The sequence below is a fragment of the Streptomyces sp. BBFR51 genome, assembly GCF_044591655.1.
Lineage (GTDB): Bacteria > Actinomycetota > Actinomycetes > Streptomycetales > Streptomycetaceae > Streptomyces.
This window is the reverse complement of sequence record NZ_CP172448.1, coordinates 7,415,834-7,441,287: the sequence shown is the minus strand read 5'-3', so window position 1 is coordinate 7,441,287 and position 25,454 is coordinate 7,415,834. Positions and strand designations below refer to the sequence as shown.

The following is a 25,454-nucleotide window of genomic DNA, read 5'->3' as shown; positions in this document are numbered from 1 at the left end:
GCCTCCGCAACCGCCCGTTCGCCGGTGACCGCCGATCCGACCACGGCCGCCCGGCCCCGCAATCGCAAGCAGCTCATCGTCGAGGCGGCGGGCCGGGTCTTCAGCGAGCGCGGCTACCACCGGGCGTCCATGGAGGAGATCGCCGCAGGCGTGGGTATCACCGCGGCGGCCCTGTACCGGCACTTCCCGAACAAGTACGCGCTCTTCGCCGAATGTGCCGACGTCATGGCGGACGGGCTGGTCGCCGCGCTCGACGAGGTGCCGCCCGGTGCGCCCCTGACGGACGTGCTCGCCGCGCTCGCGCGGGTCACCGTCGCGCACCGGACGTCGGGCGGCGTGTACCGGTGGGAGGCCCGGTACCTCAATCGGGAGGACCGCCGGCGCCTCAAGGAGAAGTTCGGGCACCTCGTCGGGCGGGTCGACGAGGCGGTGCGGCGCGAGTACCCGCTGCCCGACGAGCACCTGCGGGCGGTGGCCGCTCTCGGCGCGATCGGCTCCATCACGATGCACCGCACCTCGATCGCCGCGCGCCGGGCCGAGGCCCTGCTGTCGGCGTCCGCGCTGCGCGTGGCCGCCACCGACCCCGCCGCGGTCCACGAGGGCGCCCGCCCGGTCGAGTTGCCCGCGCAGCCGGCGCCGCGCACCCGGCGCGCGGAGATCCTCGCGGCCGCCGTCCCGCTGTTCGCACGGGACGGGTTCGCCAACGTCACCAACGGACAGATCGCGCGGGAGGTGGGGCTGGCCCCGTCCGCGCTCTACCGTCACTACCCCGGCAAGGTCGACATCCTGGCGGCGGCCTGCCTCCAGGCGGCGGGTCTGCTGGCCCAGTGGGTGGAGCGGAGCCTGCACGAGGTGACGGGCCCGCGCGAGGCCGTCGTCGCGCTGGCGGCGACGTACGTGGCCTACTGCTTCGAGTACACCGCGCTGAACAGCGTCGCCGAGGCCGAGTTGGCCGGTCTGCCGACGGACCTGCGGCGGCCCCTGGTCCTCGCCCAGCGGGAACACATCGCCGTCTGGGAGCAGCAGTTGCGGCTGGCCCGTCCGGAACTGGACCCGCGGCAGGCGCGGGTGCTGGTGCACGCGGGGTTCGGGGTGGTGGTCGAGGCCGGGCGCAGCCTGCGATGGCAGGAGGACCTCGACCACCGTGACGCCGTGACCGCCCTGGTCGTCGGCGCCCTGGGTCTGTGAGCGCGCACCGGAGCGGGGGGCGGGTCGTTCAGCCGGCCGGCCTGTTCCCGGTGGGGATGGTGATGGGGGTGGTGGTCCCGGAGGAGCCCTTGTTGAGGAACAGCATGGCCAGGGCTCGGATGAACTGGTCGACCATGTAGAAGGTGCCGGGCATGACGGGCGACAGCCCCTCGCGGAACCTGATGTACGCCGGCCACGCGGTGCGGACCAGGGCGGCCGCCACGTAGTCGCGGCGCAGTCCCAGCCAGTCGCCGACCTCGTCGCTGAGGACGTAGCGCACGAACTCGTTCAGGAACCCGCGGGTGACGCCGAGGTCGATCTGCGCGGTCAGGCCGAGCAGGTCCTCGGCCAGTTCGATGCCCTCGGTCGTCGGGGTCAGGATCGGGGTGAGCACCTGCTCCGACTGCGCCTTCGCGGCCGCCCAGGTCTTGGGGATGTACTCGTCCGGCACGCCCAGCAGGTGGATGGCGACCTGCCAGGAATGCAGGAACGCCTCCTGGTCCTCGGCGGAGAACGGGATCCTCCACTCCGTCAGCTTGGTGTGCACGTAGGTGCCCAGGCTGTGGAAGGTGACCAGGATGTCGGCGGCGCTGATCGGGATGTCCTGGTCGGCGCCGGACGTCCAGTGCGGCGACTGGGGCAGCAGGTGCCGCACGGCGGCGTGCACCAGCCGGGTCTTGTTGGCGGTGACCACGAACTGCCCCGTCGGCTCGAAGGCCTTCAGCTGGGACAGGTCGTAGCCGAAGGTGAACGTCTTGGCCGCGCGGTCCTGCATGTCGGCGCCACCCGCCGACCAGTAGACGCTCCTGGCCTCGCGCGGGATCACGGTGCTCATGATTCCGCTGCCGAGGCCGTACAGCATGAACAGGTAGGTGTCCCTGCGCCGGTTGAAGTCGGCCGCGCGGGTCAGCTTGGCCCGGTCGGCCCAGGAGGGCAGCCTGTTGACCTGTCGCAGATGCGCGGTGAGGCCGGCCGGCAGACCGCTGGGCAGCGGGTCACCGTTGTTCACCCATCCCGCCATCGCGGTGTTGATCGACGGGACGCTGCCGTTCTTGATCAGCGCGGCCATCAGAGGGTCCGTCGCGCTGTCCCAGACGTACTCCGGATCGGCACCCGCACCGGTGCCGGCCACCGAGCCGGCCGCTGGCCACGCCCACGCCTTCGCGCTGTCCGCCACGCCCACGAGCCCGAGCGCGACACCGAGGGACAGGACTCCTCGCCTGCTGAGATTCTCCATTGACTTAGCCCGCTTCCCTGAGGGTCAGACGATGCTCTGCGTCGTTCTTGCATGCCAGTTGAGCGACCACCACACTTCGAGCCCTGCCGAGTGATGTGATTTCTCGTTAACATAGCGAGGCGAGTCACCATGGGCAATGGGGGTGACCGAGGGTTCGTGCGCGCCGAGGGCCGGTCACACGCGAGCGGCCCGGCGAAAGCTCGCCGGGCCGCTCGTGTCCGGCCTCCGGGATTGCGGCCGGGATGACGTCACACGCGGGGGTTCGTCGGTGCTCAGCCCTCGCCCACGAGGCCGAGGTCGCGAGGCGCGACCGGGGCGGCCTTCGGCACGGGCCACTCGCGGTCCAACGGCACGGACAGGTCCCGCCACCACGGATGCGTGGGCAGCTCGCCGCCGGGCTCGAAGGGCCGACCGGGCACCGGCACCGCGACCGCCTGCCCGACCGCGCCGGCCGCGGCCAGCGTCCACTCCCCCGGCTCCGCCCACGCGTGCGGCGCCAGGTTGAAGGTGCCCCAGTGGATCGGCAGCAGGGCGCCGTGCGGCGCACCGCCCTGGAGGTCGAGGTGGGCGCGTACGCCCTCCTCGGGCGTCATGTGGATGTCCGGCTACATGACGCTCTATCAGGCTTCAGGTATCCGCTGGTTCAGCAGTGCTCGGAGGCTGGGCGCAGGTACTCAGCTCGGCTGTTGCGGGCGCGTAGCCGCCGCGTGAGGCGAGCGTCTACAACTGGGCGGTTGACACGGATTTCTACTGTGTGTCTTCGCCGCGGCGTCCATGAAGACGGTAGCCCATCTCGTCCGGATGCCGCATCACTCGGGCAAGGCGCCAGCCAGCGTCGTAGGATAAAAGGCCGCGCTCTCGCACACGCAGTCGTAGAGCCAACGCGCTGGTGACAGGGTCGAGCACCCAGCGCAGCACAGCGCTCCTCACCGCGCTTCGCCCGCGAGGAGGGCGAGGCGATGGGCGGTACGATCGTCGCCGAACGCGCGGACAGCGTCGGCGAGGAGGGTGAGTAGCTCTTTTTTGCGCCTTCCGTGGTCAGGCCGGCGACGAAGTCGTGGAGTAATTGGCGACAGTCACTCATTGCTGTCCTTGCCATTGCTGGACCTCGCGCACCAGGTCGTCAAGGTCGGTGCCCGACGGCGGACCGCCGAGTCGGGACCACTGCTTCGACGCCCCCTCCAACAGCCCGTAGAGACGGGCGGTGGCCGGGTTGGCGAGAATCTCTTCCCGGAGGAACGTCTCGCGGGCGCGCACCTGCCGCCGTCCCAACTCGTTCAGCTCGTGGTCTCGTCGGATGCGCAAATGTCGCCGTTGGTACTCCTGCCGCAGGCGCTCCCCACTGGGAGCGGCCTCCCGGCGGCTTCCTCGCGGCAGGTTGCCTTGACCAGGCGGGGTGGACTGTGGCCAGCCCGCGGTGCGATGGACGCGAGCCGTTGAGCAGGTTGGGGGTGTGGGGCGTCCTGTCATGAGCCGTCGCCGTATCCGGTGGTCAGTAGTACGTCTCGCGTCCCAGGCCGGAAACCACGACTTCGACCAGGCCTTCGTACTCAGCGACTGACATCTCGGCCAGGGAGGTGAAGGCCACCGGCTGCAGGCGGATGCCGTGCTTGCGGAGCTTCTTTTCTGTTTTGCTGCGCCAGTTCCGCCAATGGAGCTTGTCCGGCGTGCTCAGCGGAGTGTCCTGGAAGACGACGACCTGGACCCACTCTGGCTCAAGACGGTCGCCTTCGAAACGAAGGGCTACCCGTTTGACGTCAGCGAAACGCGCCAGCCCTCCGCGAAGCACCTTGGGAGTGCTCTGCGCGGCCTCCCGTTCGTCGTCCTTGATCCACCGATCGAGTTCGGCAACGATCTGGGTGTGCACGATGTCTGCCAGCGCCGGCCGCATGACGCGCTTGCCCAGGCGTCTGGCGAAACGGAGGCGGTCGGCCTCGGTGGCAAATCCTTCGAGCGGCTTGCGATCGCGCAGGGCGCCCTTCTCGACCGGGAAGGCCACACGCAGGTCGACCACCCAGACACCGGTGGGTCTGGGAGGTTTCGTCAGGTAGACGAAGTCCCCGTACCTGCCTGCTCGGAGCAAGTTGGCTTCCCCATTTTTGAGACTGGGACCGATGTCGAAGACGGGCGCCACCTGGATGAAGGGGTTCTTGGGGGTACCTGCCTCTGCGATGTCGCAGGTTGCCGATGTGATCACCGCGAACGGATAGCGCTTCGCCTTGGGCAGGGATATGACTCTCAGATCGGGGACGTCGCCGCCGGCCCGTCTCGCGGCCTCTGCTACCTGCTTGGTGCTGACGGTGATCGGCGCGGTGGGGCTGCCCGCGTAGAACAGCGGGATGTTGCGGATCAAGTGGCCTTGATGGAACCGATCTAAGGACTGGTCGATGTCCTCAGACCACTCGTCCTTGTCGATCAGTGCTTCCAGATTCACTCTGGCGGCTCCACAACATCATCGGCGTCGATCTCCAGGTCGTCCATCTCGTGCGGATCGACGAAGATCCTTGGTTCCGCTTCCACCTCTGCCGTTTCAACCCGCATGAGAGGGGCCGAGGTCTTCGTGGGGTCGGGAGCGGAGGCTTGCAGCATGAGGGGGTCGAACCTTCCCTCCCTCAGTCCCTTCTTCCGGGTCTTGTCCTGGGCCAGCCAGTGCTGCAGACCGCTGATGCCCTTGATTTCGGTCAGGTCCTGGACCAGCGCGTAGAGCTCCCACAGTCGACCGATGCTGGCCGGCCGTACGTGCTCGACGCTTCCCTTGCGCCAGTTCTGGAAGGTCCGCTTGCTCACCCCTGCTGCCTGCAGGACCTCCTGCTGCGTGAAGCCCAGCAGATCCTGCAGTTCTGCGACCACCCTGACGACCACCTGCACCGAACGGGACCTGGTGCGGGTGCTGCCCAGCCAGCCCATCCCGGTGGAGCGCAGGGGGGACGGCTGGAGTTCCTGAGAGAGCGCGATCATGACGGCATCAAGGGGCCAGACTGTCCGTGAGTACAGCGGTAGTGAAGGGCCTCCGACGACGCTCAGACGTGCCTCGAATGCGATCAGGGTGTCCCTGAGGACCGGATCGATGATCCGGGAGATCTCCACGTCGGTGCGTCGTGTGACCAGGGCGGACTCGTGTTCTGACCTCGGGCGCCGCAAAGTTTTACCGCGCGCAAGATGGGACGTCAAAGGCATCAGTTCTCCCCCCGTAGAACTTCGAGATACCGCTCAGTCAGAGACTGCTGGAACACAGACACGGCCATCAGCTGTAGTCCGTCCACTACAGAGAGTACCCGCGCGGGAGTGAAATTACCGCCATTCGCGTCGGAGATATCAATGTCGAGCAGGTAGCTGAACGAGTTCGACACGGCGCCGTCTCTAAATGCTCCGTGTCTGATCACTCCAGTGACACCCCCCTCCCATGCCAGGTCCAACTGCTGCTGGCTTCCCGCGAGGGCCGGCCCGAGAACGGGATGCAACGCCGCGCCCAGGAGTTCATCGACGACCTTGCCGCGCCAGTGATCGGCGTTCTGTGCCTCAGGGTCGACGAGGCGGTTGATATAGCGCAGGCCGATCCGCTGGACAGCGGGTGGCTTCATCACCTCATGCATGGCAGTGATCACTGCCTCGAAGGTCTGCCGGAGCGAGTGGCGCCAGGAGCTGTACCTGTTGGCCTGGATGTTGACGACGGTGGGGAAGATGGAGGCGGTCACCGGCGGGTCCTCTTGCCCGATCAGCGTCCACCCTCTGGCCTCATCCGCGAGCATTTCCCCTGGCTCGAGTTTCAGTTTCAGGTTGCGACGGAAGGCGGACTCGAACCGGGTCGCCGTCCACCCGTGGGATGCGACGGCTTCCTTCAGCTCCAGGATCTGTGCAGCGCCTAGGGGCTCGAGGCCAGGCGGGAGCAAAAGCTCGAAGACCACCAGTTCGATCGGTGAGCGTTTGAGGTGGCGAACGTTCGGGTCCGGAAGCATCGGCCTTCTGTCTCTGCATCGGATGACAGGTGACGTCATGTTCCCCCCGTGAAATTCGTGAGCCCGTAGTGGCACTTTAGAGGCACTCACGGCTCGCGGCGAGGGTGGCGTTCAGCGCTTTCATGCTTCTGTGGTGCATCTCGTACATCCGTTGTAGTAATCGTCTGGATGCACGGCGTGTTCACAGGGGTCGCACAGAGCACTGGCGTTTCGTGCAACACGTCTCTCTCAGTGGCTCTCCCAGTCTGCCCATCCATCTCCTCCGGCGAGAGGCCACAGCAGCAACACTCCCAGGCCAGACGGCGCGTGCGGCCTCCCCCTAATGACGGATCGGGCCGGATGAAGCCAGGCGGCGTGTGCTCTGACATCTCTGCAGCACTTACCCACAGTTACCACGGCGGCTGCGCCCTGCGAGGCTGATTGGCTGGTGCAGCACAAGGAGCAGCCGGCGCGGCTGTCCCCACAGCGTGCGCACTCCGGCGGGAAGCACGGTCGTCGGCGCCCTCGGCGCCGGCTAGCCGGTTGGGCTGCGCCTGCCGGGGGGCCGCGCTCTGCAGGAGATTCCCCCTGGCTCCCTGCGGCAGCCAGGGCCGGGGGGTGCCTCTATGTCTTTCGTCAAGCGAGGCGTGGGGTTCGGTGTTCGTAGAAAGTGCCGTCTCGGAGCATCGCGAACAGCACGCTGATCCGCTGTCGGGCGAGGCGGAGAAGAGCCTGCGTGTGGGTCTTTCCTCTGGCTCGGCATCGGTCGTAGTAGGTCCGGGAGGCGGGATCGTGCAGGGCGGCGAACGCGGATAAGAACATCGCGCGTTTGAGCTGCCGGTTGCCGCCTCGTGGTGCGTGTTCGCCGTGGATCGAGGTTCCCGACGACTTTGTCGCGGGTGCGAGGCCGGCGTAGGAGGCCAGGTGGGCGGCGGTGGGGAAGCTGGTGCCGTCGCCGACGGTGACCAGCAAGGTGGCAGCGGTCCTGATCGCGATCCCCGGCATCGAGATCAGGACCTGGGAAAGAGGGTGCTTCTCCAACAGCTGCCCGATCTGTGCTTCCAGAGCTCGGCGCTGTTCGTGAACAGCCGCGAGCGAGCGGGCCAGCGACGGGACGACGATGTCGAGCGTGCCGGTGCCGGGAACGACGACGGTCTGCTCGTCGAGCGCGTCGAAGATCTCGTCGATCAGCCGCTGGGCCATGCGCGGGGCCTTGGGCCGGATTCCGTCAACGAGCCTGCGGCGTCCGGCTTTTCGCAGTGCGGCGGGGGAGCCGTAGCGTTCCAGCAGCCAGGTGACGGCCTGGTGGTCCAGGCGTGGGCCGAGGGCGCGTTCCAGGCTGGGGTGGAATTGGGTGAGCAGACCGCGTATGCGGTTGGAGGTGCGGGTGGCCTCGGCCGCGAGGTCCTGGTCGAAGCCGACGAGGACGGTCAGCTCGGCGGTGATCTCGTCGGTGAGTTCCAGGGACCGCAGGGTGTGGGGCATGGTGCGGGCGGCGTCCGCGATGACCGCGGCGTCCTTCGCGTCGGTCTTGGCCTCGCCCGGGTAGAGGTCGGCGATCCGCCGCATCGCCAGGCCCGGCAGGTAGGCGACCTTGCAGCCCGCGTCTCTTGCGACGGTCAGCGGCAGGGCTCCGATAGAGGCGGGCTGGTCCACGACCAGCAGGACGGTGCCGAACTTCGCGGCCAGCTTGTCGAAGACGGCCCGCAGCTTCGGCTCGCTGTTGGGCAGGGGCTTGTCGAAGACCTTCTTGCCGGCCGGGGTCAGTCCATGGCCGTGATGGGCGGTCTTGCCGACGTCCAGGCCGAGGAAGACGTCCACGTCGCCGGTGTCGAACATCGTGCTCTCCACTTCCTTTGGCACGGCTGGCCTGGGCATCGGTGTCGTACGCGCGCATCCACGTTATGCAGACCTGCCGCCCGTGAACTGCCCGGTATTGCACCGGACCGGACGGTGGCCGGACCTCTCATCAGCGTCTCCGACGGCACCTCTCGGGCCCGGTGAACACCACCCCCCAGGTCATACGGTTCAACAGGGGGACACAGTCATGCCGGGCTCGGAGGCCAGCGGCCCTCTTGCAGGACCGCGGAAAACATAACGGGGGCAGGCCCGGGCGATGTCGGCCACCACCGCCCGCACATCGAACGCGCCTCCCACGAACGAGGCCAGATCTGCTCCGTCCACCAGCGCTCGGCACATCGCGAACGTCGGATCGGTCCGCCAATCCCTCACACCACACCCCCACCATCGAATCCCCAGAGACTCGATCATGCCTTGCCCGACCGCCTCCGCCGGCCGGCTGCGGGAAGGGGCACATCCCGACACCCACGAACCGCCAAGCATCCAGAAGATCCGTACGAAGCTGCAGCTCAGCGATCGACGATGCGCATTCGGACCACAACGCGCGACGGGCCCTGCGAGGTCGGAAAGGGCCTGAACCGCTGGACGACGGCCGCTCGCTCGCTGCGAGGTTCCCCGTCCAATGCCCGCAGCACTCGGCCGCGTCCTTCGGACGGGAGGCGCTCCAGCGTCCGCGCGACTTCCGCGAGGTCCTCCTCGATCGACGTCACCGCTCGCCCGCGAGGTCGAGATCGCCCTTGCTCGTCCCGGCCACGCCTTCGACGATGCGGGGGCGGCGCCAGGGGTGCGCGATCGGATCCGACACCGCCCGCCACCGCCACCACGCCTCCACCGGCAGCTCCCCCGCCGGCTCGAACGGCTCCCCCGGCCGCGGGAACGCCACTGTCTGCTCAACCTCCTCGGCCGCGTCCTTGGTCCACTCCCCCGGCTCCGCCCACGGATGCGGGGCCAGGTTGAACGTGCCCCAGTGGATCGGCAGCAGCACCCCTCCCGGAGCGCCTCCCTGCAGGTCAAGATGGGCCTGAACCCCCTGCGCAGGCGTCATGTGAATGTCTGGCCACATGCCAGGCAGCGGCGTATAGTCCGTGTGGTTCTTGGGCTGCATGACGCTCTATCAGGCGAACCAGCTTGCCGCCGGTCCACGGCCCTTCGGCACGCCCGTCAGGACGTTGACCGCTTCGGCGACCAGGGCGTCGACGCGTGTGTTGCAGCCATCCACGGGGTCGGAACCGGTATCGCAGAGCCGGAAGGGGCCGCGGTCGCAGCCCTCGCGAGGCTCCACCGCGACCCGGAGGGCGGCAACCGCGTGCCCCTCGTCTGCCTGGAACGGTCCGCCGGCCGTGCCATTGCCACAGCTCTGGCGACGGAGGCGGCTGCAGGTCAGCTGTGCTCGGGGCGTTCGACGGACACCTCGGGCAGCTTGCGAGCCAGCGGTGCGGGCAGCCACCAGGCCCACTTGCCCAGCAGCTGCATGACCGCGGGAACGATCAGGCAGCGGATGACCACGGCATCGAGGAGGATGGCGACGGCCAGGCCGAGCCCGAACTGCTGGAGCATGCGGTCGGAACTGAGGACGAAGGCACCGAAGACGAACATCATGATCGCCGCGGCGGCGGTGATGACCTTGCCGGTGGCAGCGAGACCTTCCCGCACGGACTGCGAGGGGTCCTTGGTGCGCGTCCACTCCTCGTGTATGCGCGAGACGAGAAAGACCTCGTAGTCCATCGAGAGCCCGAAGACGATCGCGAAGATCAGCGCGGGGATGAACGCCTCCACCGGGCCGGGCTGCGCCCCGAACCAGCCGTGCTGGAACACCAGGGTGATCACGCCGAGCGCGGCGGAGATGGACAGCAGGTTCAGGATGGCGGCCTTGACCGGGATCCAGACGGACCTGAAGACCAGCAGGAGCAGCAGCGAGGAGACGCCGACGACGACGGCGACGAACAGCGGCAGCCGGTCGGCAAGGGTTTCGGAGACGTCCTGGGAGGCGGCGGTGGCGCCGCCGACCAACACCTCGGCACCAGTGGTGTGTTCCAGCGGTGGGGCCACGTCGTCGCGCAGGTGGTGGACGAGGTCCACGGTGCCGGCGGCCTGAGGGGAGGTCGTCGGGTAGACGAAGACGGTGGACAGGGCGCCGTCCTCGGAGGGCATCGCCGGGCTGGTCGCGGCGACGCCGTCGGTGGTGGCGATCTGGGCCTGGACGGTCCTGCCCGCTCGCTCATCGCCCTTGATGAGGACGATGAGCGGGCCGTTGAAGCCCGGCCCGAAGCCTTCGGCGAGCAGGTCGTAGGCGTGGCGGGACGTGGTGTTCTTCGCGTCGTTGCCGGAGTCGGCGAAGCCCAGGCGCATGCCGAGAGCCGGTGCGGACAGGGCGAGGAGTGCGACGACGCCGACCAGCAGGGTCGGGATCGGGCGGCGCTGCACGGCGCGCGCCATCGTCCGCCAGCGGTTGCCTTCGGTCGTGCCCTTGGTCGCGGCCTTGGCCCGCTGCCCGAGGACATGGCGTCGTATGCGGTCGCCGAACAGGGCGAGGAGCGCGGGCAGCAGCACCAGGGAGGCGGCCATGGTGACCAGGACGGTGATGGCGACCGCCAGGGCGATGCCCTGGAGTGAGCCGAGCCCGAGGGCGACCAGGCCGAGGAGGGCGACGATGACCGTGCAGCCGGCGAAGAAGACGGTGCGGCCGGCGGAGTCGAGGGCCTTGCGGCCGGCTTCGGCGGGCTGGGCTCCGGCCAGCAGTTCGTGGCGGAAGCGGTAGAAGATGAGCAGGGCGTAGTCGACGCCGACGCCCAGGCCGACGAGCATCAGGATGGGCGGGGTGAAGTCGGCGACGGTGAAGAAGTGCGAGGCCAGGGCGATCAGGCCGATGGCGCCGCCGACCGCGAACAGCGCGGTGATCAGCGGCACCGCCGCCGCGAGGAGCGATCCGAACAAGAGGACCAGGATGACCAGGGCAGCCACGATGCCGGCGAGTTCGGCGGTCGGTGCCGCCTGGTCCTCGGCGTTGCGCGCGGCCTCTCCGCCCACCTCGACCTGCAGGCCGTCGGTGGCGGTGCGCTGCGCGACGTCGATGATCTCGGCGACGTCCTCCTTGGGGACCTCCTCGGTCTTGCCGTCCAGGGTGACCGAGGCGTAGGCGATCGTGCCGTCCTCGGAGATCGCCGAGGCGTCGGCGAAGGGACTGCGTACGTCCGCGACCCCGGTCATCCGCTCGACCTCGGCCAGCATCGGCTCGACGCGGTCCTCGGCGCCCCGGACGCCGGCGGTGTCCTTGAAGACGATCTCGATGCTGTCGCCCGCCTGGTCGCTGCCGTGCTGCTTGAACAGGTCGGTGGCCGTCTGCGAGTCGGTACCCGGCAGCGTGAAGTCGTTCCTGTACGCGGAGCCGGCCAGCGTGGAGCCCAGCGTGATGGCCGCCACGACCGCCACCCACAGGACGAGGGCCGTCCAGCGGTGGCGTTGCGCCCAGCCGGCCAGGGCGCCGAACCGGCCGACCGGTGCGGACGTACCGGACGCCGGCGGGGGCGGGGGCGGGCCGACGGGTGGGGCGGAGCGGCGGGGGGAAGACATGTGCCTACCTCGGGTCGGATCGAGTGGTGCCGGGAGTCACCGCCGCGCCCACCGCTGCCCCGGCGAGCGCGAGTACACCGAGTGCGAGTCCGGCGAACAGGCCACTGACCGTGATCGAGAACGTTCCGGCAGCGGAGACCAGCAGGATTCCGGCAGCGGCGCCCACGAGCGCGCCGACGACGGCGGCACTGATCCGGGTGGGGGCGATGGACGATGACATGCCCTCGATCCTGCTGGCCGAGGCGGGGCCCGGACGTCGGCCCGTGGCTGACAGTCCTCGGTGGCCGCTGTACACCAGCGGTTGTACGTCCCGGCCGCCACGTACTTCTCCAGCACGCACCCTGAGACGAAATGCGGACATAAGCCGCCGGGTCGCGCCGCGGTGCGGGCAAGATGGAGCGATGCCGCACCTCGACGTGTCCCGCCTCCGCCTGCCCACCGGGCCGCGCGCCGACCGGGCGCTCGCCGGACTCGTCCTGGTCCTGACAGGCACGGCCGAGGGACAGCGCCTGGGCGCGGACTGGGACGCGAGCGCTTCGCTGATCGGCTCCTGGGCGCTTGCCGTGGTGGTGTGCGCGGTACTGCCGCTGCGCCGTCGCCGCCCCACGGCCGTGGGCTGGTTCACGGTCCTGTGCACCGGCGCCTACTACCTGCTGAGTTCCGTCGACGGCCCACTCGTGCTGATCCCGATCGCCGTCCTGTACACGCTGGCGGCCCAGGGGAGAATCCAGACGTCCGTCGCCATGGCAGCGGTCATGGTGATCGGCGTGGGCGCGGGTGCGCTCGTCGGCACCGGCGACGTCACCGGTACGGCGGTCTTCATGCTCGCCGGCTGGCTGGTCGCGACGGTGGCGCTGGGGGCGATGCGCCACGACCGGCTCGCCTACGCCGAGGAGCAGGCAAGGCTGCGGGCCACCCGGGAGCGTCTGCGCATCGCCCGCGAACTGCACGACGTCGCGGGCCACACCATGTCGATGATTCACGTCCAGGCGTCGTCCACCCTGCACCGGCTGGGGAAGAACCCGGGGCTGGCCGAGGAAGCCCTGGCCGCCATCAAGCAGAACAGCAAGGACGGTCTGCGAGAACTCCGCGCCACCCTGGGTGTCCTGCGTCAGGTCGACGAAGAGGCTCCCACCACGCCCGCACCCGGGCTGTCCCGGATCGACGAGCTGGTCTCCACGGCATCCCTGGCGGGCCTGGACGTACGCGTCGAGCACACGGGCCCTCGGGCACCGTTGCCGGCGGCGGTGGACCTCGCCGCCTACCGCATCGTGCAGGAGTCACTGACCAACGCCGTTCGGCACAGCGGCGCCCGGCACGTCGTCGTCGGCGTCCGTCACGGCCGGCGTGTCCTGGCCCTCTCGGTCACCGACGACGGCCCGAGGCCGGCCCGCCCGGGGTACGGCAGCGGCATCGCGGGCATGACCGAACGCGCCCGCGCCCTGGGCGGCACCCTCAGCGCCGAACCCGGCCCCACCGGCGGGTTCACCGTCCGGGCCCGACTACCGTTGCCGGACCACCACGAGCAGATCGGCGGAGCAGCTGATGATCAGGATCCTGCTGGCGGATGACCAGCGCCTCGTGCGCGCCGGCATTCGCGGGATGCTCGACGACGAGGCCGACCTGCACGTCGTCGCCGAGGCCGCCGACGGGAACGCCGCCCTGGCCGGCTGCCGGGAACTGCACCCCGACGTGGTGCTGATGGACATCCGCATGCCGGGCATGGACGGCCTCGAAGCCGCCCGCCGCATCGCCGCCGACGAGCACTTGGCGGCGGTGAAAGTGGTGATGCTGACGACCTTCGACCTGGACGAGTATGTGTACGAGGCCCTGCGCTGCGGCGCCACGGGCTTCCTGGTCAAGGACACCGAACCGGCCGAACTGCTGCACGCGGTGCGTGTCGCCGCCCGCGGGGACGCGCTCATCAGCCCCTCCGTCACCCGCCGGCTGATCGCCGAGTTCGCCGACCGCCCGGACCAGACCCGGACCGGTCCACCGGACCGGCGCCTCGACGCCCTGACCGGCCGTGAACGCGAAGTGATGCGGCTGATCGCGGCCGGCCGCACCAACGACGAGATCGCCGCCCAGCTGGTGCTCTCCCCCTTGACCGCGAAGACCCACGTCAGTCGCATCATGGCCAAACTCGGCGCCCGCGACAGATCCCAAGTCGTCGTCATGGCCTACGAGTACCGCATGGTCAGCCCCGGCTGGCTCACGGACTGACGGAGGCGGCCGCGGCCGTCCGGGCCACCACATCCTGAACGTGCCTCACCGGAGCCGAGTCGTCGGTGCGGGCGACAGGCGGTCGGGGCGGAGGGCGGTCGCCGGGACCCCGTACCCCGCCGTTTCCGGGGACAGCGTTCCGTCGGCGACGACGTCAGCCGCCAGGCGGGCCAGCGCCGGGGCCATCTGGATGCCGTAACCACCCTGTCCGGCCAGGAAGTGGAAGCCCTCGTGCCCGGACCACTCGCCGACCACCGGCTCGTGGTCGTCGACGAAGTTGCGCAGACCCGCCCACGCGCGTCGCACACTGCGCAGCCCGAGCGTGGTCGTCGCCGCGATGGCCTCGAGTGCTCGCGCGATCTCCAGTTCGTCCGGGCGCGGCCGGCCGGGAGACACGTCCGTGGCGTCCCCGGGCGAACCGAGGATGAGCCCCGCTTCCGGTTTCACGTACCAGCGCTCACAGGCGTCCACGACCAGCGGTAGTTTGCCGACGTCACCCGCGAACCCGGTGGGGCTGACGAAGGCTGTGCGCCGCTTTGACCGGATGCCGAGCGCCGGTACGCCGGCGCGGCCTGCCACCTGGTCGACCCACGCCCCGGCGGCGTCCACGACCTTCGCGCAGTGCACGACGTGTTCGCCTGCCGTGACGTTCCAGCCTTGGCCTTCGCGCTCGATCTCGCGCACCGCGGCGTTGAACAGCACGGTGGCGCCGCGCCGCCGCAACGTCCTGAAGTACGCCTGGTGCAGGCCCGCGACGTCCACGTCCGCGGCCGTCCGGTCCACCGCTGCGGACCGGACGCGCTCGCTCCGCAGCGGCGGGCACAGGCCCCGCGCCTGCGCGGGGGAGAGTGACTCCAGGTGCGGTGAGGTCCGCTTCAGCTCGGTCAGGGTGTGCTCGCTCGGCTCGTCGGTCGCCACCCAGAGCAGGGGCCGCGGTCGCAGCAGGGGCGCGTCGCCGCCGGCCATCGCCTCGAAGAGCGGATGGCTCGCCCGGGTGAGCGCGCGTACCCCGGCGCTTCCGTAGGAGGGCAGGAACGCGGCGGCGGAGCGACCCGTGCTGTGCTCCTCCCCCGAGGCGGCCGCTTCCACCACCACGACCGACAGCCGCTCGGACAGCTCCGCGGCCACGGACGCTCCGGCCATCCCGGCACCGACGACCACGACATCACTGCTCAGCAAGGAATCTCCTTCGACCGTGGGTGGGCAGACGCGGGTTCTCCCCGACCGTGGCCCCGATGGGGCCCACTCTGGTGGGTCTCCGAGGGCGCGGCGACCGACAGCTGTCAAAGGGATCGGACCGCCGGCGCTACAGCACGGCACGCGCCCGGCCTGGCCCTGGGCAGATGCCGACGGACCACATGGTGGCCGTCGAGCCCGGCCGGGACCAATCCGCGGCGACAATCACGGGGGTCGGCCCGGAGGCATACGGCGAGATTCTGCGAGGACGGTCCATCATGACCATGCAACCCTGGTTCACCGAAGCCAAGCTCGGCATATTCGTGCACTACGGCATCTACTCGGTCGAGGGCGTGCCCGAGTCCTGGGCCCTCTTCGACGGCGTGATGCCGCACGAGCGGTACATGAGGCAACTCGACGGCTTCACCGCGTCCGCCTACGACCCCGGCGCCTGGGCCCGGCTCTTCGCCCGCGCGGGGGCCGGGTACGCCGTTCTCACGGCACGGCACCACGACGGAGTGGCCCTGTGGGACACGCGGTTGAGCGATCTGAACGTGGTCCGGCGCACACCCGCGGGCCGCGACCTGGTCGCCGAGTACGTGGGCGCGATGCGAGCCGAAGGGCTCAGGGCCGGTCTGTACTACTCGCACTCCGACTGGAGCCACCCCGACTACGCCTCGATACGGCACCCCCACCCACCCCACCCAGAACTGGTCGACAGCGGCTGCGTCTCCCCCGCCCCGGGCGCCGAGGACCCCCGCGCCTGGGACCGCTACCTCGACTACCGGGACGGCCAGGTGCACGAACTGCTCACCCGGTTCAGGCCGGACCTGCTCTGGTTCGACGGCGAGTGGGAACGCTCGGCCCAGCAGTGGCGGATGTCCGAACTGGCCGGGTTGATCCGGGAGACGGCACCGGACACGGTGTGCAATGCCCGGCTGCTCGGCCACGGCGACTACGCCACGCCCGAGCAGGGGCTGCCCATGTCCGCATCCGAGACCCCATGGGAGCTGTGCCTGACCGTCAACGACTCCTGGGGCTACCGGCCCCGGGACGACAACCACAAGAGCGTGGGACAACTCGTGCGGTACTTCGCCGAGACGATAGGCATGGGGGCAATCTCCTGCTGAACGTGGGGCCGCGGGCCGACGGCACGATCGTCGCGGAACAGGCCCGACGGCTCGAAGGGCTGGGTGACTGGATCCGGCGCCACTCCGCGGCCGTCCACGGCACCGTCGCGGGCCTGCCGCCGGGGCACCACTACGGACCGAGCACGTTGTCCGCCGACCGCCGCACGCTCTACCTGGTCTGCTTCGACCCACCGAGCGAAACGGTGGCGGTCCGCGGCCTGCGCAACGCGGTGCGTCGGGTCAGCGTCCTCGGGACCGGGACCGAACTCGCCCACCGTCGCACCGGTGGTCTGCACGACGTCCCCGGGTCCTGTGGATCGACGCGCCCGACCCGGCGGACCTCGCCCGCCACGGCAGCGTCCTCGCCCTCGAACTCGACGGGGAACTGGAGCTGTACACGGGCCGGGGCCGGGCGTGAACAAGGCGCCTCGGGAGTGCGGGTCGTCAGCTTTCCCTGGCGGCGCGGCCGAGGCGCAGGGCGGAGATGAGGAAGAAGATGCCGCCCGGGACGGCGTACCCGACGGCGCCGGCGAGCGTGGGGTCGTCCGCGCCGGCGGACGCGACGAACGAGGCTCCGGCGAGCACGGAGATGGCACCGCTGAGGATCATCGGCCACTGGCCGCCCATCGTGCGGCGGGGAACGGCCACGATCAGCTGGACCAGACCGGAGACGATCGCCCAGGCGCCCCACACCCGCAGCACCGCCGGGATCCCGGACGTCGCGGCGATGCCCACGCTGACGGCCGCGACGAGGCTGACCGCCATGTTGACGTAGAGGAGCACCGGCGACCGGGTCTCGCGCGAGGCGTTGGCGTCGACGACGGCGGCACCGACGTCGAACAGCGGATACACCACGAGCAGCACGCCCGCGACGGGGGTGATCTCCTCGGCCATGGTGAACATGACCAGGGCCCAGACGATGGCGAACGCGAACCGGACGAAGTAGAGCCGCCGTAGTGCGGAGGCCGGCCCGGTGGTGGCGGACGGAGCGGCGATGGTGGTCATGGTGAACCTTTCGATGGGATCCGGAAGCGGAGAGGTCCGGGGGCGGGCCGGTCGTCCCGAACGGGCGGACCCGCGGGTCCGGTGACAGCACCTCAGGGAGACCGAGCGTTCTGTCTGACAAGGCTTGCAACACCGAGTTCTCTTGTCAAGACCGAACGTTCTACCTACCTCTCCGGCGGGGGCGGCGGCATGCCGCGGGGCGCAGGCGCATGGATCGCATCGACGTGCGTTTCGGCGCGGCGGCGCGCACGGTGTCGAGTCCGACAGGTCCAGGTCGCGACATCCGTCGTGAGACCGTGGACCGCGTGGCCCGCTAGCGTGAGACGCGTTACCGAGGCCCGCCCCGCGAAGCCGCAGACGAGCCGCCCTCGCTTGCCCTTCCTCCCGCCTTGGGCAGGTTGCCGCCCCTCCGCACCCGGACCGAGGAGTCATCGTGAAGGACCTGGCAATCGTCGGCGCGACCGTCGTCGACGGGACCGGCAGCGCCCCAGCCAAGGCGAACGTGCTGCTACGGGACGAGCGGATCGTGTCGGTCGGCACTCAGCCGCCGCCCGTCGGCGCCGAGGTCATCGACGCGACCGGCAAATTCGTCATCCCCGGCCTGATGGACGCCAACGTGCACTTCATCGCCCCGCCGCCGGAACGGCTGCTCAAAGAGGAGGGGCGCTACCACGAGATGGCGCTGGAGTCCGCGGCGGTCGCCCTGCGCGCGGGCCTGACGACGGTCTTCGACACCTACGGCCCGCTGGAGCCGCTGGTCAAGGCCCGTGACCTCATCAACGGCGGCGGTGCGGTCGGCAGCCGGATGTTCGTCGGCGGGAACATCATCGGATTCTCCGGGCCGCTGTCACCGGACTTCTTCGGGTCCAGCCCGATCATCGGCTCCGACACGATCACCCGGATCAACGAGGTCTTCGAAGCCGGTGTCGGCGCAGACCTCCTGTGGCTGCCGGCGGAGCAGGTGCGCGACCGCGTGCGCTCCTACCTCGACCGTGGACTGGTCGACCTCGTCAAGTACGGCTCCAGCGGGCATCAGCAGATGGACCACATCCTCTTCTCCGAGCGGACGCAGCGGATGATCGTGAAGGAGGCGCACCGGGCCGGGCTCACCGCGCAAGCCCACTCCACGACTCCGGAGAGTCTGCGGATGGAGGTCGAGGCCGGTGCGGACCTGCTCCAGCACCCGGACGCCTCCGGCCGGCACCCGATCCCGGACGACCTGCTCGACGACATCGTGCGACGGCAGATCCCGTGCGCGTGCATGGTCCAGACGGAGCGTTACGTGGCGTGGAACGAGGCCCACGGCATCCCGCCGATGCAGTGGCTGCACGCGACCAAGGACGTCAACGACCGCAGACTCATCGACGCCGGCGCGAGGATCCTGCTCACCACGGACGCCTACCTCACACGCCCCGAGCTGCGGTTCACCGCGATGGCTCCGCTGCTTCAGGGGGACGACCTGCTGACGGAGCTGGGCGAGGGGCACTTCCTGTGGCTGGAAGCGGTCGCCGAGCGGGGCATGCAGCCGATGGACGCGTTGCTCGCCGCGACGAGGAACATCGCCGAGGCCTACGGGAAGGCCGATGAACTCGGCACCGTCGAGAGCGGCAAGCGGGCCGACCTGGTCATCCTCGACGCCGACCCCCTGGCCGACCCGCGCAACTACCGCCGCATCGCCGACGTGTTCAAGGACGGCACCCGCATCGATCGCGACGCGTTGCCCGAGAGCCCGTGGGCCGAGGTCCGGGACGCCGGCTGAAGGGCCCCCTCAGGGAACTGGGTCGGTGCTCGACACGACCAATGAGCCGCAAGGTCATTCCGATCGTCACCACGGCGGCCACTGGAGGCACACCGATGGAGCGCAGACAGTTTCTTCGCCGGACGACAGCGGGTGCGGCCGGCCTGGGGGCCGGGGCACTGACGGCGGCCGCGGTGCCCCACGCCGAGGCTGCTCCCGTCACGGCGCGACGGACAGGGCCCCTGCGCGTCGACATCGTCATGTTCGACGGGGTCGAGGAGCTGGACTGCATCGCGCCCTACGAGGTCTTCTCGGCAGCCACGATGCACAGTGCGGCCGGGGTCGAGGTCCGGTACGTCACCACGGGCCGGCCGAGGCTGATCCGCTGCGGATACGGCACGGGAGTCCAGGTGCGGCACCGCTGGGCCCCGCGGGAGACCGACCTGATCGTGGTACCCGGCGGCGGCTACACACGTCGCGAAGGACCCGGCGTCTGGGCCGAGATCGACGACGGCACCCTCCCGCGGGCGCTCGCCGCCGCTCCCCGTCGCGGCCTGACGATCAGCTCCCTCTGCACGGGGGCGGTAATACTCTCCGCGGCCGGTCTGACCGAGGGCCGCCCGTGCACCACGCACCACGGCGCGAAGGCGTACCTCGAAGAGCACGGTGGGATCGTCAAGAACGCCCGCGTGGTCGACGACGGGAACCTCGTCACCGCCGCGGGCATCACGTCGGGCCTGGAGTTGGGCCTGTGGCTGGTCGGACGCGAACTCGGGTCGGATGCCGCGACAGGTGTGGAGGCGATGCTGGAGTACGAGGCCCGCGGGACCGTCTGGCAGGCGAACTGATGGAAGCAGGCGCGTGACCCCGGGGTCATGTCCGGGCGGAACGACCCACGGTGGGCGTCGACTCAGCCGTCACCAGCCGGAGACCCGCGGCCAGAAGGCCTCGATGGCCCGAGGGCCGTTGGCGGGGTTCTGGGAGCCGTCGAAGACCTGGTAGCCGCGGTGCTGGGCGGCGGTGGCGCAGGCGTGGTTGAGCAGGATGCGCAGGCGGGTGCCGATCGGTAGCTCCGGCAGGGGGGCGCCGTCGCGGGTGGTGAGTGTGCCGTGCTCCTGGCTCGCGACCGTCATCAGCAGGCCCGGGATCAGCCGCCCGTCGAGATCCGTGACCAGTCCGTACCCCTGGTCCTCCGCCTGGGCCGCGGTGCCGCGGTCACGGGACATCGCCATCCATCCGTCGTCGGTCACGATCCAGCCGTACTCGGGGCGGTGGCCAATCACGGTGACGACCACGTACAGCGCCAGGTCGTCGATGCCGCAGACCCCGAGGCCGGCCATCACCAGGTCGAAGAACACGTAGTTCCCGGCCCGCAGTTCGGTGACACCGCCGAGGTCCTCGGCAGCGTGCCCGGTGGGTGTGGAATCGACGCTCACGGTACCGACGGGCATCCCGCCGGCGCGCAACCGGTCCGCCGCGGCGACCGCGCTGTCGCGTTCGTTCCTCGCGGCCAGGCGCTGTTCGTCCCGCGACAGGCTTCGGCCTCACCGTCTCGGCTGGGCCAACCTGCACGTTAGCCGAAATGGCCAAGTAGTACAGATCTGGACTTCTAGTCCAAGCGTCCGCCGCTCCGGCCGTTCCGGCTCCTGACGTGCACGACTTCACGCGACGACCTGACAAGACCGAACGTTCTGCCATGCGGTACGCTCGGTCGTTATGACTCGGAGCACGGAGGGCGGCAAGATTTCCGAAGCGCGTGCACGGCTTCTGGCCACGGCGACGCGGATCTTCTACGCCGAGGGGATCCACTCCGTCGGCATCGACCGGATCACCGCCGAAGCGCAGGTCACCCGCGCCACGCTGTACCGGCACTTCGCCGGCAAGGAAGAACTCGTCCTCGCCTACCTCGACCAGGCGGACCTCGCCATCCGCGCCCAGGTCGCCGACGCCGTGGCCGGCAGCCGGTCCCCGGCCGAGCAGGTCCGGGCCGTCGCCCGGTCCATCACCGAAGGCATCCGCTCCCCCGGGTTCCGCGGTTGCGCCTTCCTCAACGCCGCCGCCGAGTACTTCGACCCCGCCCATCCGATCCACCGAGCCGTCATCGCCCACCGGGAGTGGTTCCTCGACACGCTCACCGAGCTGCTCGGCCAGGTCAACGGCGACGAGGCCGAGGCCGCCGGAGGACACCTCGTCATGCTCCGCGACGGAGCCATGGCGGCCGGCTGCCTCTTCGACCCGGAACTGATCTCCGCGACGTTCCTCAACGGCGTCGAAGGACTCCTGCGGACCCTCACCGACAAGACCGCGAAGCCGGCCGTCTAACGTCCGGCTTCTTTCGCCGCCCCGTCCAGCGGCCCTCCGGACTCCGCGCACGATGCGAGCGCGGTCCGCGCCAGGTCGCGCAGCCACACGTGCGCGGGGTCGGTGTCGTAGCGCTGGTGCCATGACAGGTACACCGGGGCCGGCGGCAGCTCGACCGGCAGTCCCAGCACGGTCAGACCGGCCACCGTGTCCACCGGGCGGACGGTGATGTCGGGGACGGTGACGAGGAGGTCGGAGTCGCGCGCGAACGCGAAGGCGGCCGCTTCGGTGGGCGCGGTTCCCACCACGCGGCGGGTGAGGCCGAGTTCCGCGCAGGCGTCGTCGAGGGCGTTGGTGAGACTGCCGCGCCGCGAGACGGTGATGTGCTCGGCGGACGCGTACTGCGCGGCGGTGACGCTCCCGGCGCGGGTGAGCGGGTGCCCCCGCCGTACGACGATCACGAGCCGGCTCTCGGTCACCTGCTCGGCCCGGACACCGTGCGTGTCCGGACGGGCCGCGTTGGCCTCCAGGTCCACCTGCCCACGGCGCAACTCGGGTGTGTCCACGCTGGATTCCGCGATGAAGCGCAGCCGCACTCCCGGCGCCCGGCCGCGGACGGCGGTCAACAGCGCGGGCCCGGCGAGAGCGACGAGGGAGTCGTGCCAGCGGAGCGTGAAGGTGCGGTCCAGACGAGCGAGGTCGACCTCACGGCTCGGCGCCAGCACGCTCCGGGCCTGGAGCAGCACGTCGTGCACCTGCTCCCGTACGGCGACGGCGTAGGGCGTGGGGGTCATCTCCCGTCCGGTGCGCACGAGGATCTGGTCCCCCGTGGCGCGTCGGAGCCGGCCGAGGCTCCTGCTCATCGCGGGGGCGGTCACGTGGAGCCGCGCTGCCGCTCCGGCCACGCTGCCCTCCTCCAGCAGGGCGTCGAGGGCTGTCAGCAGGTTCAGATCCAGTTGCATGCGAGTCATGTTAGGCGTTCCTGACATGCACTTGATGTTAAGTGAGCGGACTCCTACCGTCGGAGTGCGGGGCCGGGCCGGCGAAGGCCCCACATCCACCACTCACACTCCCTCGGATGGAGACCGTCATGCCCGAATCGATACGAGGCACCGTCGCGAACGCGGGAGCAGCAGTCCCCTCGCCGGACGTCGAACTGCTCGCCCGGACGTCGGACGCCGTCCGGGCCGCGGGATCGCTCCTCGTGGAGCGCTTCGGCGACACCGTCCGCCACGAGAGCCGCGCGGACCTGATGCGGGCGCTCGCCGCCAACGACGACGCGGTGCTCGCCGCGTTGCGGCCCCGCCTCGCCCAACTGCGCCCTGACGCCCGCTGGGTGGAGGACGAGTTGCAAGGGGGTGCGCTGCCGCCCGGAGAGTGGTGGCTGGTGGATCCGGTGGAGGGCAACATCAACCACCTGCACGGCCTGCGGGAGTGGGCGGTCACCGCCACTCTGGTCCGCGCGAACCGGCCCGTACTCACCGCGGTCCACCTGCCGTTGAGCGGCGAGACCTACACGGCGCTCGCCGGCGCCGGTGCCCACCTGGACGGCCGGCGCCTCCACGTGTCCACAACCACGGACCTCACCCTCGCCCTCGCGGCCACCAGCCAGGCCAGACCGGACGAAGACGCGGCCGTCGTCCGCCGCCTCGGCTCCTCGATCACGGCGATGCTCCTCGACGCGCTGGTGGTACGCGTGTCCGTGCCCGCGACACTGCACCTGCTGTCCGTGGCCGCCGGCCGTGTCGACGCCTTCTGGCAGTTCGCCGGCGCTCGTGCGGACCTGCTCCCCGGGGCTCTGCTCGTCTCCGAGGCCGGCGGACTCGTCTCGGACATCGAGGGGCGCGCGTGGACTCCGGAGAGTGACAGTTTCCTGGCCACGGCTCCAGGGGTGCACGCGGCCGCCGTCGCCACCCTGACGCGCTGAAGCGCTGACCACCGGACACCACCCCACCTACGGAACGGACCAACTCAAATGCACCGGATCGCAGTTCTCGGAAACGGCCGTGTCGGCCGGCCGCTCGCCGCGGCCCTGATCCGGGCCGGACACCGGGTGAGCGTCGCGGGGCGTACGCCCGGCGAGGCGGCGGACAACGCTCGCGAGGCGGATGTCATCGTCAACGCCACCCCCGGCCACGACACACTGGAGCGGCTGACCGCACTGCGCGAAGAGCTGCGGGGCAAGGTCCTCGTGGACCTCGCGAACGCCACCGTCGACGGCCCGGACGGCCTGCCCACCGCGCTGCTCCACCCCGGCTCGAGCCTCGCCGAGCACCTGCAGGAGGCGCTCCCCGACACCCACGTCGTGAAGACCCTCAACACGATGCTCTACCCGGTGATGACCGCCCCGGCGCTGCTCGCGCAACCGCCGACGGCCTTCCTCTCCGGTGAGAGCGCGGAGGCCAAGCAACTCGTCCGGGGAATCCTGGCGGACCTCGGCTGGCGGCCCGATTGGATCTCGGACCTCGGCGGGGTCGAGACCGCTCGGGCGACCGAGGCGGCGGTGCTGTTCGTCCCCCATGTGATCCGCTCCAGCGGATTCGCGCCCTTCGCCGTGTCGATCGCCCGCTGACGCCTCGCCGGACCGGCTGCGCCGCAGGACGAGGGCACGACGGCCGGGCTTCCCCGCCTACCACCGGGTCGGCTCAGGACACCTTCGGGGTCGCGCGCATGCCGTGGTGGACGTAGCGCTCACCGGTGGGCAGCGCGTAGAACGTCACCGGGATCCAGGACGGGCTGTCCGCGTACCGCACGAGGAATTGGTTCTCCGACACGGGCACCAGCGCGGTCTCCTGGACCGGCTCCGGCACCAGGTGCGCGAGTGCTCCGGTGGTCGTGTGCCGCAGCCGCGGTCCGTCCGCGGTCTCGAGGATGTCGATGCGTGACCCGGCCCGCTCGTACCGCCCGAGGTGCCGACAGACGTCCACCGGGACCGGGTCGGCCGGTGGCCGCGGCGGCCCGGGCAGGGCCAGGCCGGCCAGTTCGGCGAAGATCTCCCCGAACAGCTCCCGGTAAAGGTCCTTCGCCGCACCGCCGTTGGTGAGGAGCGTGACGGCCAGGTCCTGCTCCGGCAGCACTCGCAGGAACGCCGACTGTCCGAGGGTGTTCCCGTCGTGCCCGACCAGGCGGTGGCCGTCCCAGCCGAAGCGGATCCAGCCGAGACCCCAGGAATCCCCGAGCGCGTGGGTGTCCGGCAACTCGACCTGATGCTCGGTCATGGCCCGTGCGGCCCGCTCCGAGAGCAGTCGGGTCCCGTCCGGTGCGGTGCCGCCCGCCAGGTGCGCCCGGGCGAAGGTGAGGACATCACCGGCCGTGGCGGTGATCAGGCCGGCCGGTCCCGCCGACCGCGGCAGGCCCCAGGTGGAGACCGGGCGGGGCGGCAGCCCGTTCTCGGAGTCGTGCCCCAGGGCGGTGCGGAAGCGCAGCGCCTCCTCCGGCAGCGTGACGGTGTGTTCGAGGCCCAGCGGGACGCACAGCCGTTCGCGCAACGCACGGTCCCAACTCATGCCGGTGAGCTTCTCGACGACCCGCCCGGCGAGCACGAACCCGGAGTTGCAGTACGAGAAGGTCGCCCCGGGCGGATGGTTCTGGGCGGCCTCGTCCAACCGACCGACGAAGCGTTCCACGCAGTCGTCGCCGCGTCCGGTGTCGGTGAACACGTCCCCGTCGATGCCACTGGTGTGGGTGAGCAGGTGCCGCATCGTCACCTGCCGTGCGACCCGCGGGTCGGCTAGGCGCAGCTCCGGCAGAACGTCGGCGACCGGGGCGTCGAGGTCCAGTGCGCCCTCGTCCACGAGCTGCATGGCCAACGTCGCGGTCCACACTTTCGTGATGGACCCGATCTGGAAGAGGGAGTCAGGCGTGGCGGTCACCCCGGTGGCCTTGTTGAGCACGCCGTGCGCGGCCACCTCAGTGTGCGCGCCTCGGGCGACGCCCAGGACCGCGCCGGGCACCTGGTGCCGTTCGGCCAGCTCGGCGAGCCGCTGCTGCCAGTGCGGCAGGTCGGGCTGTTCCGTCAGGGCGGGGGAACGGAAACCTGGGGGTCGAGTCACGGCGGGTCGTCTCCTCGTGGACGGTGCGGATGGGGCGGA

General features: G+C 70.3%; 20 protein-coding genes and 4 pseudogenes. 9 read left to right on the top strand and 15 right to left on the bottom strand.

Features of this window, described 5'->3' with window-relative positions; all coding sequences use genetic code 11:
* Nucleotides 1-24 precede the first annotated feature (24 nt).
* The gene (locus ACGH7X_RS33755) at nucleotides 25-1,188 is read left to right on the top strand and encodes a TetR/AcrR family transcriptional regulator (RefSeq protein ID WP_399892620.1); all 1,164 of its coding nucleotides are present in this window, start codon (nucleotides 25-27) and stop codon (nucleotides 1,186-1,188) included.
* A 28-nt stretch (nucleotides 1,189-1,216) separates the two neighbouring features.
* Here the strand turns inward: ACGH7X_RS33755 and ACGH7X_RS33750 are convergent, their stop codons facing one another.
* The 10 genes and pseudogenes from ACGH7X_RS33750 to ACGH7X_RS33705 all read right to left on the bottom strand — a co-directional run bounded on the left by ACGH7X_RS33750 (nucleotide 1,217) and on the right by ACGH7X_RS33705 (nucleotide 12,010).
* Nucleotides 1,217-2,425, bottom strand: coding sequence for an oxygenase MpaB family protein (locus ACGH7X_RS33750; protein WP_399892617.1), 1,209 nt, complete (start codon nucleotides 2,423-2,425; stop codon nucleotides 1,217-1,219).
* A gap of 272 nt (nucleotides 2,426-2,697) precedes the next feature.
* A pseudogene (locus ACGH7X_RS33745) lies at nucleotides 2,698-3,030 on the bottom strand (MBL fold metallo-hydrolase); the annotation flags it as partial.
* 475 nt (nucleotides 3,031-3,505) lie between these two features.
* Entirely contained in the window at nucleotides 3,506-3,730 is a 225-nt protein-coding gene (locus ACGH7X_RS33740; protein ID WP_399892614.1) for a hypothetical protein, read from the bottom strand.
* 187 nt (nucleotides 3,731-3,917) lie between these two features.
* The gene (locus ACGH7X_RS33735) at nucleotides 3,918-4,859 is read right to left on the bottom strand and encodes a hypothetical protein (protein ID WP_399892611.1); all 942 of its coding nucleotides are present in this window, start codon (nucleotides 4,857-4,859) and stop codon (nucleotides 3,918-3,920) included.
* Entirely contained in the window at nucleotides 4,856-5,512 is a 657-nt protein-coding gene (locus tag ACGH7X_RS33730; RefSeq protein WP_399892608.1) for a hypothetical protein, read from the bottom strand. Before ACGH7X_RS33730 ends, ACGH7X_RS33735 begins: the two co-directional genes overlap by 4 nt.
* Nucleotides 5,513-5,601: 89 nt before the next feature.
* The gene (locus ACGH7X_RS33725) at nucleotides 5,602-6,420 is read right to left on the bottom strand and encodes a TIGR04255 family protein (protein ID WP_399892605.1); all 819 of its coding nucleotides are present in this window, start codon (nucleotides 6,418-6,420) and stop codon (nucleotides 5,602-5,604) included.
* A gap of 576 nt (nucleotides 6,421-6,996) precedes the next feature.
* Complete coding sequence (locus ACGH7X_RS33720; RefSeq protein WP_399882081.1) at nucleotides 6,997-8,199, bottom strand: IS110 family transposase; 1,203 nt, start codon at nucleotides 8,197-8,199, stop codon at nucleotides 6,997-6,999.
* Nucleotides 8,200-8,926: 727 nt separating this feature from the next.
* Nucleotides 8,927-9,280 (bottom strand): annotated as a pseudogene (locus ACGH7X_RS33715) (MBL fold metallo-hydrolase); the annotation flags it as partial.
* A 320-nt stretch (nucleotides 9,281-9,600) separates the two neighbouring features.
* Entirely contained in the window at nucleotides 9,601-11,790 is a 2,190-nt protein-coding gene (locus tag ACGH7X_RS33710; RefSeq protein ID WP_399892603.1) for an MMPL family transporter, read from the bottom strand.
* A gap of 4 nt (nucleotides 11,791-11,794) precedes the next feature.
* Entirely contained in the window at nucleotides 11,795-12,010 is a 216-nt protein-coding gene (locus tag ACGH7X_RS33705) for a hypothetical protein (RefSeq protein ID WP_399892601.1), read from the bottom strand.
* A gap of 181 nt (nucleotides 12,011-12,191) precedes the next feature.
* Here ACGH7X_RS33705 and ACGH7X_RS33700 point away from each other — a divergent pair, with 181 nt between their 5' ends.
* Entirely contained in the window at nucleotides 12,192-13,361 is a 1,170-nt protein-coding gene (locus ACGH7X_RS33700; RefSeq protein ID WP_399892598.1) for a sensor histidine kinase, read from the top strand.
* Complete coding sequence (locus tag ACGH7X_RS33695; RefSeq protein WP_385966209.1) at nucleotides 13,336-14,013, top strand: response regulator; 678 nt, start codon at nucleotides 13,336-13,338, stop codon at nucleotides 14,011-14,013. The genes ACGH7X_RS33700 and ACGH7X_RS33695 overlap by 26 nt, the downstream gene beginning before the upstream one ends.
* A 45-nt stretch (nucleotides 14,014-14,058) precedes the next feature.
* On the opposite strand, the gene ACGH7X_RS33690 is transcribed toward ACGH7X_RS33695, so the two are convergent.
* Nucleotides 14,059-15,192 carry an NAD(P)/FAD-dependent oxidoreductase gene (locus ACGH7X_RS33690; protein WP_385966211.1) on the bottom strand — a complete coding sequence of 378 codons (1,134 nt, stop codon included), beginning with the start codon at nucleotides 15,190-15,192 and terminating at the stop codon, nucleotides 14,059-14,061.
* 275 nt (nucleotides 15,193-15,467) lie between these two features.
* Between ACGH7X_RS33690 and ACGH7X_RS33685 the strand changes: the two are divergent.
* Nucleotides 15,468-16,737: pseudogene (locus tag ACGH7X_RS33685) on the top strand (alpha-L-fucosidase).
* Nucleotides 16,738-16,763: 26 nt separating this feature from the next.
* On the opposite strand, the gene ACGH7X_RS33680 reads toward ACGH7X_RS33685, so the two are convergent.
* The gene (locus tag ACGH7X_RS33680; RefSeq protein WP_385966214.1) at nucleotides 16,764-17,324 is read right to left on the bottom strand and encodes a DUF308 domain-containing protein; all 561 of its coding nucleotides are present in this window, start codon (nucleotides 17,322-17,324) and stop codon (nucleotides 16,764-16,766) included.
* Nucleotides 17,325-17,757: 433 nt separating this feature from the next.
* Here ACGH7X_RS33680 and ACGH7X_RS33675 point away from each other — a divergent pair, with 433 nt between their 5' ends.
* Complete coding sequence (locus ACGH7X_RS33675; protein ID WP_399892593.1) at nucleotides 17,758-19,083, top strand: amidohydrolase family protein; 1,326 nt, start codon at nucleotides 17,758-17,760, stop codon at nucleotides 19,081-19,083.
* Between the two features lie 95 nt (nucleotides 19,084-19,178).
* Entirely contained in the window at nucleotides 19,179-19,910 is a 732-nt protein-coding gene (locus tag ACGH7X_RS33670; protein ID WP_399892590.1) for a DJ-1/PfpI family protein, read from the top strand.
* A 69-nt stretch (nucleotides 19,911-19,979) separates the two neighbouring features.
* Here the strand turns inward: ACGH7X_RS33670 and ACGH7X_RS33665 are convergent.
* Nucleotides 19,980-20,588 (bottom strand): annotated as a pseudogene (locus tag ACGH7X_RS33665) (DSD1 family PLP-dependent enzyme); the annotation flags it as partial.
* A gap of 190 nt (nucleotides 20,589-20,778) precedes the next feature.
* Here ACGH7X_RS33665 and ACGH7X_RS33660 point away from each other — a divergent pair.
* Nucleotides 20,779-21,384: a TetR/AcrR family transcriptional regulator gene (locus tag ACGH7X_RS33660; protein ID WP_399892587.1), complete on the top strand. Its 606-nt coding sequence runs from the start codon at nucleotides 20,779-20,781 to the stop codon at nucleotides 21,382-21,384.
* Here the strand turns inward: ACGH7X_RS33660 and ACGH7X_RS33655 are convergent.
* Complete coding sequence (locus ACGH7X_RS33655) at nucleotides 21,381-22,325, bottom strand: LysR family transcriptional regulator (RefSeq protein WP_399892584.1); 945 nt, start codon at nucleotides 22,323-22,325, stop codon at nucleotides 21,381-21,383. The two genes, ACGH7X_RS33660 and ACGH7X_RS33655, sit on opposite strands and share 4 nt — an antisense overlap.
* A 128-nt stretch (nucleotides 22,326-22,453) precedes the next feature.
* Here ACGH7X_RS33655 and ACGH7X_RS33650 point away from each other — a divergent pair, with 128 nt between their 5' ends.
* Complete coding sequence (locus tag ACGH7X_RS33650) at nucleotides 22,454-23,290, top strand: inositol monophosphatase family protein (protein ID WP_399892581.1); 837 nt, start codon at nucleotides 22,454-22,456, stop codon at nucleotides 23,288-23,290.
* Between the two features lie 48 nt (nucleotides 23,291-23,338).
* On the top strand, nucleotides 23,339-23,935 hold the full coding sequence (locus tag ACGH7X_RS33645) for an NADPH-dependent F420 reductase (RefSeq protein WP_399892578.1): 597 nt from the start codon (nucleotides 23,339-23,341) through the stop codon (nucleotides 23,933-23,935).
* A 73-nt stretch (nucleotides 23,936-24,008) separates the two neighbouring features.
* Here ACGH7X_RS33645 and ACGH7X_RS33640 read toward each other — a convergent pair whose 3' ends face one another.
* Nucleotides 24,009-25,415: a serine hydrolase domain-containing protein gene (locus tag ACGH7X_RS33640; RefSeq protein WP_399892575.1), complete on the bottom strand. Its 1,407-nt coding sequence runs from the start codon at nucleotides 25,413-25,415 to the stop codon at nucleotides 24,009-24,011.
* Nucleotides 25,416-25,454 lie beyond the last annotated feature (39 nt).

What these genes read in the sequence shown, in the direction of transcription:
- ACGH7X_RS33750 (WP_399892617.1), bottom strand. Translation starts at nt 2,425, where the DNA reads ATGGAGAATCTCAGCAGGCGAGGAGTCCTGTCCCTCGGTGTCGCGCTC.
- ACGH7X_RS33725 (WP_399892605.1), bottom strand. Translation starts at nt 6,420, where the DNA reads ATGACGTCACCTGTCATCCGATGCAGAGACAGAAGGCCGATGCTTCCG.
- ACGH7X_RS33720 (WP_399882081.1), bottom strand. Translation starts at nt 8,199, where the DNA reads ATGTTCGACACCGGCGACGTGGACGTCTTCCTCGGCCTGGACGTCGGC.
- ACGH7X_RS33710 (WP_399892603.1), bottom strand. Translation starts at nt 11,790, where the DNA reads ATGTCTTCCCCCCGCCGCTCCGCCCCACCCGTCGGCCCGCCCCCGCCC.
- ACGH7X_RS33705 (WP_399892601.1), bottom strand. Translation starts at nt 12,010, where the DNA reads ATGTCATCGTCCATCGCCCCCACCCGGATCAGTGCCGCCGTCGTCGGC.
- ACGH7X_RS33700 (WP_399892598.1), top strand. Translation starts at nt 12,192, where the DNA reads ATGCCGCACCTCGACGTGTCCCGCCTCCGCCTGCCCACCGGGCCGCGC.
- ACGH7X_RS33695 (WP_385966209.1), top strand. Translation starts at nt 13,336, where the DNA reads ATGATCAGGATCCTGCTGGCGGATGACCAGCGCCTCGTGCGCGCCGGC.
- ACGH7X_RS33680 (WP_385966214.1), bottom strand. Translation starts at nt 17,324, where the DNA reads ATGACCACCATCGCCGCTCCGTCCGCCACCACCGGGCCGGCCTCCGCA.
- ACGH7X_RS33670 (WP_399892590.1), top strand. Translation starts at nt 19,179, where the DNA reads ATGGAGCGCAGACAGTTTCTTCGCCGGACGACAGCGGGTGCGGCCGGC.
- ACGH7X_RS33660 (WP_399892587.1), top strand. Translation starts at nt 20,779, where the DNA reads ATGACTCGGAGCACGGAGGGCGGCAAGATTTCCGAAGCGCGTGCACGG.
- ACGH7X_RS33655 (WP_399892584.1), bottom strand. Translation starts at nt 22,325, where the DNA reads ATGCAACTGGATCTGAACCTGCTGACAGCCCTCGACGCCCTGCTGGAG.
- ACGH7X_RS33650 (WP_399892581.1), top strand. Translation starts at nt 22,454, where the DNA reads ATGCCCGAATCGATACGAGGCACCGTCGCGAACGCGGGAGCAGCAGTC.
- ACGH7X_RS33645 (WP_399892578.1), top strand. Translation starts at nt 23,339, where the DNA reads ATGCACCGGATCGCAGTTCTCGGAAACGGCCGTGTCGGCCGGCCGCTC.